This is a genomic window from Emcibacteraceae bacterium (genome assembly GCA_041396985.1).
Taxonomy (GTDB): domain Bacteria; phylum Pseudomonadota; class Alphaproteobacteria; order Sphingomonadales; family Emcibacteraceae; genus Pseudemcibacter.
The window spans coordinates 379741-394354 of sequence record JAWKXO010000001.1 but is presented as its reverse complement, the minus strand read 5'-3'; the positions used below and the strand labels follow the sequence as shown (position 1 = coordinate 394354).

The 14614-nt window shown below is 41.8% G+C and carries 9 protein-coding genes; 4 read left to right on the top strand and 5 right to left on the bottom strand.

The window, feature by feature from the left end; genetic code table 11:
* Nucleotides 1-187 precede the first annotated feature (187 nt).
* From R3D86_01815 to prfB, 3 genes are all read left to right on the top strand, one after another.
* Complete coding sequence (locus tag R3D86_01815) at nt 188-1402, top strand: N-acetylmuramoyl-L-alanine amidase (GenBank protein MEZ5756940.1); 1215 nt, start codon at nt 188-190, stop codon at nt 1400-1402.
* A gap of 139 nt (nt 1403-1541) precedes the next feature.
* Nucleotides 1542-3989 (top strand): penicillin-binding protein 1A, encoded by a 2448-nt coding sequence (locus R3D86_01810; GenBank protein MEZ5756939.1) that lies wholly within the window; start codon nt 1542-1544, stop codon nt 3987-3989.
* A 22-nt stretch (nt 3990-4011) separates the two neighbouring features.
* A protein-coding gene (gene prfB / locus R3D86_01805; protein MEZ5756938.1) for a peptide chain release factor 2 occupies nt 4012-5140 on the top strand; the annotation gives its coding sequence in 2 pieces (ribosomal slippage) (nt 4012-4080 and nt 4082-5140; 1128 coding nt in all).
* 58 nt (nt 5141-5198) lie between these two features.
* Here prfB and R3D86_01800 read toward each other — a convergent pair.
* The 5 genes from R3D86_01800 to R3D86_01780 all read right to left on the bottom strand — a co-directional run bounded on the left by R3D86_01800 (nt 5199) and on the right by R3D86_01780 (nt 11246).
* Entirely contained in the window at nt 5199-5672 is a 474-nt protein-coding gene (locus R3D86_01800) for a polymer-forming cytoskeletal protein (protein MEZ5756937.1), read from the bottom strand.
* Nucleotides 5662-6864 carry a peptidoglycan DD-metalloendopeptidase family protein gene (locus R3D86_01795; protein MEZ5756936.1) on the bottom strand — a complete coding sequence of 401 codons (1203 nt, stop codon included), beginning with the start codon at nt 6862-6864 and terminating at the stop codon, nt 5662-5664. The genes R3D86_01800 and R3D86_01795 overlap by 11 nt, the downstream gene beginning before the upstream one ends.
* A gap of 120 nt (nt 6865-6984) precedes the next feature.
* Nucleotides 6985-7782 (bottom strand): ferritin-like domain-containing protein, encoded by a 798-nt coding sequence (locus R3D86_01790; protein MEZ5756935.1) that lies wholly within the window; start codon nt 7780-7782, stop codon nt 6985-6987.
* An 8-nt stretch (nt 7783-7790) separates the two neighbouring features.
* The gene (gene bcp / locus R3D86_01785; protein MEZ5756934.1) at nt 7791-8252 is read right to left on the bottom strand and encodes a thioredoxin-dependent thiol peroxidase; all 462 of its coding nucleotides are present in this window, start codon (nt 8250-8252) and stop codon (nt 7791-7793) included.
* Nucleotides 8253-8261: 9 nt separating this feature from the next.
* Nucleotides 8262-11246: a bifunctional [glutamine synthetase] adenylyltransferase/[glutamine synthetase]-adenylyl-L-tyrosine phosphorylase gene (locus R3D86_01780; protein ID MEZ5756933.1), complete on the bottom strand. Its 2985-nt coding sequence runs from the start codon at nt 11244-11246 to the stop codon at nt 8262-8264.
* 102 nt (nt 11247-11348) lie between these two features.
* On the opposite strand from R3D86_01780, the gene R3D86_01775 reads away from it, so the two are divergent.
* The gene (locus R3D86_01775) at nt 11349-14612 is read left to right on the top strand and encodes an AsmA-like C-terminal domain-containing protein (protein MEZ5756932.1); all 3264 of its coding nucleotides are present in this window, start codon (nt 11349-11351) and stop codon (nt 14610-14612) included.
* Nucleotides 14613-14614: the final 2 nt, after the last annotated feature.

Sequence of the window (14614 nt, the reverse complement as noted above, 5' to 3'; positions counted from 1 at the left end):
ATCATTTCTTACGCGTCAATACGACTGAAATATAACATAATAAACATGTTGACGATAAACAACTGAAAATAACAAAAATTAAAAAATACTTTTTGAAATCATTATTTTATATTAGAAATGTTAATAAATATTAACCATTATCCTATATTTTATTAATTATAGGCAACTGAATGCGAAGATTATTAGGATGATCAAGGTGGGTCGAACCCTGTTTTTGCCATTAAGAATTTTTCTCTCTGCGCTGATTTTTTCGGCAGTGTTCGCAGGCTATTCTCTTGCGGCTTCTCCGGAAATATCCGCCGTTCGTCTTGGCGGAGATGACAATAAAACCCGCTTTGTCCTTGAAATAAAAGGAAAATCTGCGTTTCGAACTTTCAGTCTGGCAAATCCAAACAGGATTGTTATTGACCTTGATGAGGTTAACTGGAAAATAGGCCCAGGTGGTGCTGAAGGGATGGGACTGATTAATAATTATCGGTATGGACTTTATATGCCGGGCACTTCCAGGATTGTTCTTGATCTGAAATATCCAGTAAAAATTGCCAATTCATTTGTCATCAAGGGCAAAGCCGGCAATCCGGACCGGATGGTTTTTGATTTTGAAAAAATATCCCAGGCATCATTTTCCAGCACTATTTCAGCGCCAGCTGTGAGAGCGCAGGCCGTAAACAGTACCAGAAGCCCTGCAAGCAGACCCATTTCAAATAAAAAAATCATTGTCCTTGATCCCGGACATGGTGGTCATGATCCCGGCAATCTGGGCGGGGTTAAAATCAATGGTATTTCGGAAAAAAATGTGACAATTGCGGCTGCCCGGAATATTAAAAAGATACTTGAAGCGTCAGGACGATATAAGGTTATTATGACGCGTGACCGCGATATTTTTCTGAAACTCCGTGAACGCAGTTTGGTTGCTCATACCAATAATGCTGATTTGTTTATTTCTATTCATGCGGATGCCTTCAATAATGCCTCTGTAAGGGGGGCGACGATTTATACATTGACCGAAACAGCCTCAGACCGTGAGGCTGCACTTTTGGCTGCTCGCGAAAACAAGTCAGATGTCATCGCTGGTGTTAATCTTGGTGATGAAACGGATATGGTGCAAAATATCCTGATTGATCTTGTCAAACAGGAAACTATGAATTTATCCAATCGTTTTGCGGGAGAACTAAACTCGGAACTAAAAAAAGCAGTGGTTATGAGAAAAAGAAGCCTCAGGTCTGCCGGTTTCGCGGTTTTAAAAGGCATTGATGTTCCATCAGTCCTTATCGAGATGGGATATTTAACCAATAGCACAGATGCTAAACTGCTGATGCAGCGGGAAACACATGATAAAATTGGCAAAGCAATTCTTGATGCGGCAGACCAGTATTTTGCCAAAAATTTTGCTTTTAACTAGGTAAAATTCTAATTTTTATTAACTTGATTGTGCCTTATGTATGTCATAATTTGCACCTAAAATTACAGCGATTCTAACATATCGGGCGAAATGGTTGTTTAAACTGTCAAAAAAGTGGAAAAATATTATAGGCGGCTTAGTGGTATTTACCCTTGTTTCGGGTATTGTCACGGTTCTGGGCGGTCTTTATATCCTTTATTCCTATGGTCGCGATCTGCCAGACTATAAACAGCTGGCCGATTATGAGCCACCGGTCGTAAGCCGTGTTTATGCCGGTGACGGTAGCCTGATCAAAGAATATGCCCGTGAGAAACGGCTGTTTGTACCAATTTCAGCAATTCCGCCAAAAGTAATTCAGGCCTTTATTTCAGCTGAAGATCAGAATTTTTATACCCATATCGGGATTGATTTTAAGGGACTGTTTCGTGCCGTCCTCTTTAATGTCAAAAATGTCATCACAGGGAGACGTCCGGTCGGGGCATCTACAATCACGCAACAGGTTGCCAAAAACTTCCTGCTTAGTGGTGAAGTACGCCTTGAGCGGAAAATAAAGGAAGCCATTCTTTCCTATAGAATTGAGCAGACATTTACCAAAGATCAAATTTTAGAACTTTATCTGAATGAAATTTATCTTGGTCAGAATTCTTATGGCGTGGCTGCTGCTGCCCTCAATTATTTTGGAAAGTCGCTTGATGAACTTGATGTCGAGGAAATTGCTTATCTGGCGGCTGTGCCAAAGGGGCCAAGCAATTATCACCCCGTTCGCCATTATGATGCGGCCATTGGTCGCCGTAACTGGGTTCTGGGACGAATGGCAATAGAAGGCTACATTAGTGAAAAAGAAAAAGATGAAGCAATCAAAAAGCCGCTTGTCGCCGTTGAGTCCGGACAGGCTAGAACGTTTCAGGCGGACTATTTTGCAGAAGATGTCCGACGTGAACTTAAACAGACATTTGGTGATGAAGAACTTTATGGTGGTGGATTGGCGGTTAGAACGTCGCTATCTCCAAAACTTCAAACCATAGCCGAGCGCGAATTAAAAAATGGTCTGGTGGTTTATGATCGCCGTCATGGCTGGAAAGGCCCTCTGGATAAGATGGACCTATTTTCTGCCCCTTATGAAGAGTGGAAAAAAAGCTTTCTTGAAGTGAATACACCGCTCGGTATTGATAGCTGGGAAATAGCCGTTGTACTGGATGTCGATGATCAGCAGGCAACAATAGCCACTCAAAAAGCTATTCATGATGCAGCAACATATGACCGTTTGCCGCTTGAGTCGATTTCACTGGATGAGGTCAGTTGGGCACGTAAATGGCTACCGGAAGAAAGACGCGGTCCGGCAGTAAAATCCGTGACAGAAGTCTTAAGCCAGGGCGATATTATAGCCGTTGAAAAAATTGATCCGTCAAAAACAGATGCAACCGCATTAACCAATGGTACGGCTTATGGCTTACGCCAGATACCTGAAGTGAATGGAGCTTTGGTGGCGCTTGACCCGCATACAGGTCGAGTTCTGGCAATGGTTGGTGGTTATGACTTTAAACGTAGTGAATATAACCGCGCAACCCAGGCAAAGCGTCAGCCAGGCAGTGCTTTTAAGCCTTTTGTTTACAGTGTTGCCCTTGATAATGGCTTTACGCCATCAAGCCTCGTGCTAGATGCTCCATTTGTGATTGATCAGGGTTTTGGCAACGGTAAATGGAAACCTCGCAATTCAAGTAATAAATATTATGGTCCAAGTACACTTAGGCTTGGTATTGAAAAATCAAGAAACCTGATGACAGTCCGGCTGGCACAAAATCTTAAAATGGATAGAATTGTTGAAGTTGCTGACCGGTTTAATATTACACATAATATGCCGGATCTTCTATCAATGTCGCTCGGCGCCGGTGAGACAACCTTATTAAGGCTCTCTGCAGCATATGGGATGATAGTCAATGGCGGTAAGAAAATTGAACCGACCCTGATCGACCGTATTCAGGACAGGCATGGTGTTACTATATATAAACATGATCAACGGCAATGTGATGGGTGTATTGTTGATAAATGGGATTATCAGCAGGAACCTGTCCTACCGGATGTCAGGGACAGGGTCCTTGATCAGGTGACCGCCTATCAGCTTGTCTCAATGATGGAAGGGGTCGTCCAGCGCGGCACAGGCATCCGTATAAAAGTATTAAACCGTCCTCTCGCTGGAAAGACAGGGACAACGGATGAAAGTTTTGATACCTGGTTTGTCGGCTTTTCACCAGACCTTGTCGTCGGTGTATTTGTTGGTTTCGACAGACCACGTTCACTCGGTGATGGTGAAGAGGGCGCTTCAACAGCTGTCCCGATCTTTCGTGACTTCATGGCGGACGCCCTCCGTGACGAGAAACCCATTCCTTTCAGGGTACCCGAAGGGGTGAGACTGGTTCGTGTTGATCCTGTTTCCGGCCAACTTGCAAGTGCTGATACTAAAACTACAATACTCGAAGCATTCAGGCAGGGAACCTTCCCAAATAAAGAAGAACAAGTACTTGACGGATTTAATTCTCTCGTGCAAACAAAGACCAAGCTGCGAACAGGTACTGGCGGCATATATTAATTAATCATAATGGTCTTTAAAAATGAAAGCTGAAATCCAGAATAGTGTGGAAAAAATCAAGCAGTCTCTCGCACTGCTGAGGAGGCATCTTTGACTGGGATGTCGCTCTTGAACGATATGAGGAGTTAACAGCCCTCTCCGAAGATCCCAAACTCTGGGATAACCCCAAAAATGCTCAAAACCTGATGAAGGAACGCACCAAACTTGAACAGGCTATTACGCTTTGTAAAGATGTGCAGAGTGAGCTTGATGATAATATAGAGCTTATTGAGCTTGGTGAACTCGAAGATGATCAGGATATCATCTCAGAAGCCGAGGCGGCCATTTCGAGACTGACTGAAAAAGCGTCTGTACTGGAAATGCAGACCTTGCTTAGTGGCGAAGCGGATGCCAATCCGGCTTATCTTGAGATCAACTCTGGAGCAGGCGGAACGGAAAGTCAGGATTGGGCAAATATGCTGCTCAGAATGTATAGCCGCTGGGCAGCGGCGCATGGCTATAAGGTGGATTTAATCGAAATACATAATGGTGAAGAAGCCGGTATTAAATCGGCAACCATTGAAGTAAAAGGTGAGAATGCCTATGGCTGGCTTAAAACGGAAAGCGGTGTTCACCGGCTGGTCCGTATTTCCCCTTTTGACAGCAATGCCAAACGACATACCAGCTTTGCCAGTGTCTGGGTTTATCCTGTCATTGACGATGATTTTGAAGTTGAGGTAAATGAAAGTGATTTGCGGATTGATACATATCGTGCATCAGGTGCCGGCGGTCAGCATGTGAATACCACTGACAGTGCAGTCAGGATCACCCATATCCCGACGAATATTGTTGTCCAGTGTCAGAATGACAGAAGCCAGCATAAGAACCGGGCCACGGCCATGAATATGCTTAAAGCCCGTCTTTATGAAGAAGAGCTGCAGCGCAGGGAGCAGGAAGCTCATAGTGAACATGATTCAAAAACGGATATCGGCTGGGGGCACCAGATCCGATCATATGTCCTTCAGCCATATCAGATGGTAAAAGACCTGCGAACTGGTGTTGAAAGCGGGCAGCCGGATAAGATATTGGATGGGGATCTTGACATGTTTCTGAATGCCGCATTGGCGGCAAGAGTTCATGGCAGCAGTACTGAAGTGGACGATATAGAATAAAAAAGCGGGTTTAATTCCCGCTTTTCAATTAATTCACTAAATATTATTTAAATCAAATCTATAAGATCGTTTTTTTTTCCGGCTCTTTATTGTCGGTATTGGCAGAAACGACCTTGGTTGTGTTATTATTGGAGCTCGCAAGATTGCCGCCAGCAGTAGAATTCTGATGACTCAGGTTACCTTCAATGTACGCCCCGGCTTCAATGCTGAGTGTCTGATGGCAAAGGTCGCCGGTAATTTTTGCAGATTTCTCAACACGAATATTTCTGCCCGTAATGCTGCCTTTGACAGTGCCTTTAACAACGACATCATCGGCGGTCACCTTCCCTTTAACGGTACCATGCTCGCCAATGGTAACTGAATTACTTTTTAGATCACCTTCAATAGTGCCATCTAATTGAATTTCTCCTGATGTAGTAAGATTACCTTTAATAACAACATCTGAACTGATGATGGATGGTACTGAATTTGCAGGTGGTTTCATTGCCTTAATTTCCTCAGGTTTTTCGGTTTTATCTTGATTAGCTGTCATAGCTTTGTTGTCTGATCTTTTGAACATCTTTTGCTGCCTTAAGCACTTTTAAAGGGTCAAGTGGTTTCCCATTAAACCAAATTTCATAATGAAGATGAGTACTAACGGCTCTTCCTGTACTACCCATAAGGCCAATAAGTTGATTTTCCGTTACTTTTTCACCTTTTTTTACCTTTACCTGCGAAAGATGGCCATATTTAGACCGAAATCCATTGCCATGATCAATTTCCACATAAAGTCCGAATGTACCAAAACGGCCAGCTCTTGCCACAATACCGGGGCCACCTGCCCTGATGGGGGTCTTATGCCAGCCCGCCATGTCAAGTCCTTTGTGCTGGGCCCATTTTTTTGTAATTGGGTCCCGTCTCATGCCAAATTTGCTTGAAATATAGTATTTTTCTGGTGGAGTGGCTATTGGAAGATAGGAGAGGGCAACCTCAAGGTTATTCAGGTTTTCACGTTTATTATAAAGTTCATCAAAAGAACCGCTGTCAATTGATGCATCGTTTATCCCACCTTCAAGGCCGATAAATGGACCACCTTGACCTATTGCTGAAGGAAGATCATCAGCAAGTTCGAGCATCTTATCAGAATTAATACCGGCATTGTCCAATACACCTTCCAGAAAGGCAAGTTTCTTATCCACTTTATTCATCATCATTTTGACTGTGGTATTCTGCTGCATTTCTATGCGTTTAAGTCCTACATAAATTTTATCCAGATCTTTATCACGTATCATATTGCGTGTTTGCTGATCAGCGTCATCATCATAATCTTCATCATTGCTGGAAGAATTATCGAAAGCCGGATTCTGTGTGGAGGGTTTGGTGAGATTGCCGTCCTCTTCGAGGACCTGTTGTATATATTGCTGGCGTTGTTCTAACGCGGTGGCGGATTTTTGAATGTCGTTTTTTAATTGATTATACTGTGCTTCAAGTTCCTGGTAATTTTGGCTGGTTATCTTTACCTCGCCATTCTTTTCGTCAATAATTTCCGTTATATATACATAATTATAGGATGCTACCAGAAACCAAATGGCAAATCCAAACAGAAATAGGCTGCTTCCGATTTGAACTTTTTGAGAAATTGTGATGAATTTTACATCGCCATTTGTCCTGAAGTATAATTGCCTGTCAGGATAGTAACGATCGGCTTTCTCACTTAACCATTTGATAACATTGTCTATTTTCAATTAATTCTCTCATAAATAAAAATTCTGCCCAAACGAATTTCATTTATTATGGACGAATCGTTCAAAAGTAACCTGAATATGATAGCAAATAATTAAAGAATGCAAACATTTTTAATGAGTTTACAGATTTTGGGCCAGTGGCAAATAGTATGCTTCTGACAGTCCGGCTTCCTCTCTTGCCTCGCTGTTAAACGGCGGTTTTAAATGACCGGCAAAATATTTTCGAACCATTTTCTGATAGGTTTTTTGTGGATCCAGATCATTTTTTTCACATAAAAAATTAAACCATTTTTGCCCTGAACGAACATGGTCAATCTCTTCCTTATAGATAATTTCAAGTGCCTGAACACTTTCCATATCACCACTTTCAGCGAACTTTTTGATCATTGCCGGTGTAACGTCAAGCCCTCTTGCTTCCAGTACCAGTGGAACAATTGCCAGACGCGCCAACAGATCATGTGCGGTGGCCTCGGCAGATTGCCAGAGCCCATCATGTGCGGGCAGGGCACCATAATAGCTGTCAAAAGCTTTAAGGCGTTTATTTAATAATTCAAAATGTCTTGCTTCATCTTCGGCAACTTTTATCCAGTCATCACAAAAGTCACGGGGCATATAGTGCCCAAACCTAAGCACAATGTCCCAGGCCAGATCAATGGCATTCAGCTCAATATGGGATATTGCATGAAGCATTGCTATCCGAGCGGCCCGCGCCTTGGCATTACGCCTTTTTGGCATATCCTTTGGCATTAAAAGCTCTGGCTTTTCCGGTCTTCCCGGTCTTTCGGGTGCGTCAAGGTCAAATGAAAATTCAAGCAGCCCATTGCGCCAGTCAGTCGCGCCTTTAAAGGTAAGATATATCTTATCTTGAATATCAGAAGCACTTAATGCTTTGTGAGCTGCGTCAGCTAACGTTTGCATTTTTTCATTCATAGGTCTTTAACGGCGTCAAGAACCTCTTCAACATGACCGTCAACTTTTACGTTCCGCCAGATATTCTTTATTAGCCCGTCTTTACCGATCAGAAATGTGGCGCGTTCAATGCCCATATATTCCCGGCCGTAAAGCTTTTTTTGAACCCAGACTCCATAATCTTCACAAAGTGTACCGTTTTCATCGACCAGTAGCTTTATCGTCAGATTTTGTTTCTTTATAAAATTCTGATGCATTTTAACGCTGTCTTTTGAAGCGCCAAGTATAATTGTATCCAGATCCTCAAATTTTCCTTTAAGCTGGCTAAATCCTATGGATTCCTTTGTGCATCCGGGTGTGTTGTCCTTGGGATAAAAATAAAGAACTATATTCTTTCCTTTAAAATCAGACATGGAAACTTTATTTCCGGTTTCATCAGGCAGATTAAAATTAGGGGCCTTTTGACCAATTTCGGGCATGGTAACGTCCTATTTGTTATTTAGTATTGTTGATTGCTCATCCATTAGCATCTCTGACGCTGGTGTTTCAATGATTTCATAATATAAATTATGTATAAAATTCTGATTTTCCAGTATGAGGGCTTCAACCTTATCCGGTTCAGTATTGAAACGTTCAGCCAGTGTAAGCAGCAATGCATAAGGTTTTTCCTGATCAACTTCCTCATTATCAAGACAAAGGCGAAGCATGGCCTGTATAGCAGAAAGAATATGGGACGCCTTATAAAGCTCGTTGGCAATATCCTCTTCGAGTATACTTGCTTTGGAAAGGGCGGTTATTTGCTCAAGCGTGTTTTTTTTCAGAATTTCCGGATGATCCGCCCCATGTTTTAGAAGCAAATACTGACAGATAAATTCCACATCAATAATACCGCCTCTAATATGTTTCATGGCCCAGATATTGCTGGTGGCAAAATTATCGACAAGTTTTTTTCTCATATTTGCGACATCTAGCAGCAGTTTTCTGGGGTCGCGGTTTTTATTACTTAGAGTGTTTAAAATTGCAGCTTCAATTTTTTTCTGTAATTGCTTTGGACCGGCAATTACTCTGCCACGGGTTAAGGCCATATGTTCCCAAGTCCAGGCCTGGCCTGTTTGATAATCTATAAAACTTTCAAATGAGACGGCAAGGGGCCCCGCTGTTCCCGACGGGCGAAGCCGCATGTCAACCTCGTATAATTTTCCTTCGCCTGTTAAGGCAGTAATGCTGGTAATGAAATTTTGGCAGAGCCTGGCATAATAATGATTGACTGAAAAGGGCTTGCTTCCGTTAGAATAGCTTTCCATATCATCCGCTTCGTAAATAAGAACCATATCAATATCCGAAGTCGTGGACATTTCATAACCCCCGAATTTTCCCATGGCCAGAACACAAATTGATGAATTTTTTATAATACCGTGCTTTTTGGCAAATTCCCCTTCAACATGTCTGAGCATTGTACTGAGCGAAGTCTGGGCTATGTTTGATAGTGTTTTTGAAAATTCAATGACATCAGTGTCCCCTCTCAAGATCTGAAGTCCTACCTGAAATTTTCCTTCATTTGTCCATTTTCGCGTAATATCCAGAACATCCTGAAAATCAAGAGCTGTACGAAGTAATTCATCAAGACTGTCCTGAAGTTTTTTCAGGGAGGAGTTTTTTTTAAAATTCTCCGCATTTAATACTGAATCCAGAAGGAGTGGTCTTCTGGCCAGCTGATTTGCAAGAAATGGAGCAATACCGGTTATTTGGGCCAGAAGGTCAAGAAGCCAGGGCTGAGCCTTTATAAATGAAAAAAGCTGTACCCCTGATGGAAGGCGGGAAAGAAATTCATCAAATTTAACAATACCTGAATCAGGATCCTTATGCTGGCCAAATGCTTTTAAAATATCCGGAACCAATTGTTTTAAAATAGTTCTTGCCCGTTCCGTGCGGCAGGCACGGTATCTTCCAAGCTGCCAGTTTTGTATGATTGTATAAATTTTCTTAGGATCGCTAAACCCTGCTTCCTCAATTGCATTCAGTGTTGTTGGATGAAATTCATCAAGGGGGAATGACAGGCTGATATCCTCTGCCTGGGTCTGGTTGGTATCATGAAGCAACCCGTTAAAAATATCCTGAACGCAGTTTAAATGATTGATCAGGTCTTTCTCAAATTTTGATCTGTCCGTATATCCCATGAATTTGGACATACGCTCAATATCATTGTTTGACGTTGGCATTATATGGGTCTGATCGTCATTGACCATCTGAAGACGGTGTTCAAGTGTCCGAAGATAGATATAGGCATCCTGAAGGATTTCAAATTCTGCTCTGTCTACTTTGCCGCTTTTACAAAGGGCTTCAAGGGCAAGCAATGTTGGCGCAATTCGAAGGGCGGGCTCTCTTCCCCCAGCTATGAGCTGATGAATTTGAGCGATGAACTCAATTTCCCGAATGCCGCCGGGGCCAAGTTTTACATCATGCCCTTCCAGTTTTATGCGGGTATGACTATGATGTTCGTGAATCAGTTTCTTGATTGCATGGATATCATCAATGGCCGCATAATCAAGATGCTTTCTCCAGACAAATCCTCTAATGCGTTCAAGAAAAGCCTGCCCTGCAGAAATGTCTCCTGCAATTGGACGGGCTTTAATCATTGCTGCCCGTTCCCAGTTAAGACCGACACTCTGATAATAAAATTCTGCCCCTTCCATTGAAAGAGCAACCGGCGTTGCCCCCGGGTCAGGACGAAGCCTAAGATCCGTTCTGAATACATATCCATCGGCAGTACGCTCGGACATTATTTTTACAAGTCTTTGCGTCATACGTATGAAAAAGTCCTGTGCGCTTTTTCTGCCAGTATATTTGACGATATCAAGGTCAAACAGCACGATCAGATCAATATCACTTGAATAATTAAGTTCATATCCGCCAAGTTTTCCCATCGCCAGTATAACATAACCAGAGTTTGAACTGACGTTATCCCCAATTTTATGGCAGAGATCACCATTATCCAATGCTTCCCGGATCATGAAATTAACGCAGAGGTTTAGGCAAAGTTCAGCGAAAAGGGATAAGGATTTGGTGATTTTATCGAGAGACCAACTGCCTGACAGATCAGCAAAGGCAATAGTTAGAGCTGCTTTTGCCTTCGCTATTCTTAAAGCATGCATCAGATCATTCTGGCTTTGAAAGACCATATCTTTTAAATTTGAATTTATTTCATCAATCAATTCGTCCGGTGTTAATTTAAAAAGCCTGATTGAAAAGTCTGAATATTTAAAGAGCAGGTTTGTCAGATACGGACTATTTGAAAAAATGGAAAGCAGGAGGTCTTTTTGCTGTTCATCATCCAGTATATTTTTAATGTCATCCGGGTAAGATTCATTGTAAATTAATATAAAATCCTTTAATTTCTCTTCAGCGAGCCCCTTATCTGAAATAAGAGGGAAATGAAAAGAGTTGTTTGATGTATCTGCTGACACCTGAGACATTTAAATCGATCCAAAAATCATATTATTGACAATTTTATAATATAGTTAGCATCATAATTCGTGTTAGCCAAACAAACTAATTGGAATTAAAGAGAAAATATATTGCTCAAAGCTTTAAGATTCACAGTAAAATTTCTGGTATCATTTCTGGCCATCATGACTTTGGCGATGCTTCTTTTTATCTGGAGAGTGAGCAACGGACCTGTGGAACTTGAGGGTTATTCCCCATTTTTTCGAAATCTTCTGATTGAACAGGGGATAGGCCAGAATGTAGCAATAGATAAAACAATCCTGACCTGGCGATCTGCGAAAAATAACCCGACCGGGAATAGCTCATTCGAGGTCAGATTTTTAAATGTTGAAATTGAAAACCCGACAACATCACTCAAACTTGAAATTCCCAAAGCAGGAATGCAGTTCAGTCCTGCAGCATTTTTCAGAGGAGTATTAGCCCCAACATTTGTAGAATTCAGTGGACTTGAACTTAATCTGTTGCTTCCAAAGGAAACCTGGAACAGTCAGGCTTTTGATCAGGAAGAATTTGTAGCAACCATGAGAGCTTATCTTGCCGACTTTAACAGTTCGACGAACCTTGTTCCCCGCCTGACGAAACAGTTACTTGCCCCACCAAACGCCTACAATTCAACGGGGTACCTTCAGCATCTGACTTTGGTTGATACAGCAATAAATCTAAAAGACGAGCTTTCTGGTGATGTCTGGCAAATACCTGATGCACAACTTGACATTAAGCGGTTTGATGGCGGTATCAGTATGCTTGTGGAGGGGGCAATTGATTTCGAAGAAAATAATGATATCCCGTTACATTTGTCAATTACCTATAATATTGCAGCCGAAAAAGCGACAACAGAACTTGGCTTTTCAAATTTTATCCCTTCAAAAGTAGCGGGTGAGGTAGAGAATCTTTCAAGTCTTTCAACATTAAATATTCCAGTTGGAGGCAATATTAATTTTTCTATCGACAAAAATTTTGATTTACCTGTATTTAATTTTGAATTTGATGTGGGTGATGGTCTGATAAACCCAGGAAAAATCTATAAAAGCCCCATAAAAATTGATCAGGCTGTTGTTTCAGGGCAGTTTATTTCGGCTTCCGATGAAATTTCACTCGATGAATTTTTTCTCCAGTTTGACGGTGCACGTGTGGAAGCACAGGGAACGATCAGAAGCATGCGAAATGATCCTGATGTACTGGTATCGGCAAATGTTGAAAATATGCCGCTTATAAATTTAAAAACCTATTGGCCACCAGAATTATTGGCCAATGCCCGTAACTGGATTGAAGATAATATTACAGGGGGTATGATTACTGATGGTGTTATTGACGTTAATATTCGTCCTGAAATGTGGGCATTGGAAACCCTGCCACCCAATAGTTTTATATTTAGCTTTAATCTGATTAATGGGAGTTCGCATTATTTAAAACCAATGCCGGAACTGACAAATATTATGGGTTCAGCAACGCTCAGACTTAACCGTTTCCAGCTCAATGTTCAAAGTGCAAAAATTGAAAAAGTAGATATTGAAAATGGCGTTCTTCATTTTAATGATATTGCTCATAAAGGAGAGGCGGTTGCACATTTTGTCTTACCAATTAAAGGGCGTGTTGAGGAAATTCTGAAAGTCATTGACAATGAACCGCTCGGCTATCCAAGTGATTACGGGATAAAGCCGGATACGGTATTGGGAAATGCAGATACCGTTCTGACACTTGATTTTCCGCTAATAAAAGATCTTATGATGAAAGATGTCGAGTTCGATGTTCAGGCTGATATTGACGCGCTTTATATTCCCAAATTATCCGACAATTTTTCACTTTCAGAAGGTGTCATGAAACTATCGGTCAACAGACAGGGAATAACGTCCACTGGCGATATTATTCTTAATGGCGTTGATTTTAAGGCAAACTGGACCGAAGATTTTACCAATACGGCCAAATTTCCAACAAGTTACACAATAGAAGGCGATGTAGAGGGAAAGGACTGGGATAATCTTTATCTGCCATTTGTTGATTATATTGAGGGCCCATCTCATGCCACATTGACCTTGAACGGTGAAGGGGCGGGACTTAGAAGTGGAAGCGGCCATTTTGATTTAAAAGATGCCAAAATTGCATTTGAACCGTTAGGCTGGCTTAAGGAAGAAGGGGAGAATGCTAACACAGATTTCACGCTTCTATTTGACGATAACGAAACAATTAAGGTCAATAATATTGCTTTTAAATCTGATGGTCTGATGAGTGACCTTGATCTTATTTATGATGGGGAACGGACGTCACGGCTTTATATTAAATCTTTAAAAATGCCGGATAATGACTTTTCCGGACTATTTGAATGGGACAGCGAAAATGAACTTTATCAGGTTTCTTTAAACGGCCATCAGTTTAATGCCATTCCAATTATGGATATCGTTTTAAGTCCGGCAAAGGAAGGAGAGAAAACGGAACTTCCTGATTTTAATCTGGCGGGATCAGTAGAAAATGTAAAAATGTATAATGATGTAGAAATGCAGGATGCCACTGTTCTGACCGGTTATGTCAATAATGAAGTTATTGATTTTGGCTATAGTGGTAAATGGGATGAGGATAAGAAGCTTTCCATTATCATTGCCAGCACCTTAGATGACCTTGATGCCCCACAAAAACTGACATTGCAAACCAATGATGCCGGCCAGGCCCTTCGCTCACTGGATTTTTTCACAAGTGGTGACCGGGGCGAATTGCTTGTGGAAGCTGATATTGAACGGATGGAAAAAGGGTTTTCTCTTTCGGGAACTATAAAAGCCAAAGATTTCACTGTTGCCAATTCTAAAGCCTTCAGTGAACTGCTAAAGGAAAAGGAATTTTCCAAAGCACAGGAAGAGCTGGAAGCAAACGGACTTTCCTTTACCAGCTTTGAAAGTGAATTTAAGCAATATGATGATGTCCTCACGCTTATTTCCGGAACGGCAAAAGGACCAACACTTGGCGTTACGCTTGACGGATTTGTTGATCAGAAATTTGATCAGATTTCTTTAGGCGGAACAATCATCCCGGCATACGGGATCAACTCTCTCTTAAGCAATATACCGCTGATCGGCACCATACTGGCCGGTGGCAAGGGAGAAGGGGTATTTGCAGCAACCTATAATATGACCGGTACAATTGAGGACCCTGAGGTTAAGATAAACCCGTTAATGGCACTTGCCCCGGGGATATTAAGAAAAATATTTGGGGCCATCGGTGGTGGCTCAAATAATCCAAGTGCCAGAACTGAGGCTGAGCAGGCCGAGAGCAATAAAGAACAGCAGAATTTGCCGCCAGAAGAAAATAAGCAGGCCGAAGCAGTTTCGCCAGAGCCGATGAAATAAAA

Bases quoted from the DNA above. Each gene is read 5' to 3' on its own strand.
- R3D86_01815 (MEZ5756940.1), top strand. From the start codon at position 188: ATGATCAAGGTGGGTCGAACCCTGTTTTTGCCATTAAGAATTTTTCTC.
- R3D86_01800 (MEZ5756937.1), bottom strand. From the start codon at position 5,672: ATGACAGCTAATCAAGATAAAACCGAAAAACCTGAGGAAATTAAGGCA.
- R3D86_01790 (MEZ5756935.1), bottom strand. From the start codon at position 7,782: ATGCAAACGTTAGCTGACGCAGCTCACAAAGCATTAAGTGCTTCTGAT.
- bcp (MEZ5756934.1), bottom strand. From the start codon at position 8,252: ATGCCCGAAATTGGTCAAAAGGCCCCTAATTTTAATCTGCCTGATGAA.
- R3D86_01780 (MEZ5756933.1), bottom strand. From the start codon at position 11,246: ATGTCTCAGGTGTCAGCAGATACATCAAACAACTCTTTTCATTTCCCT.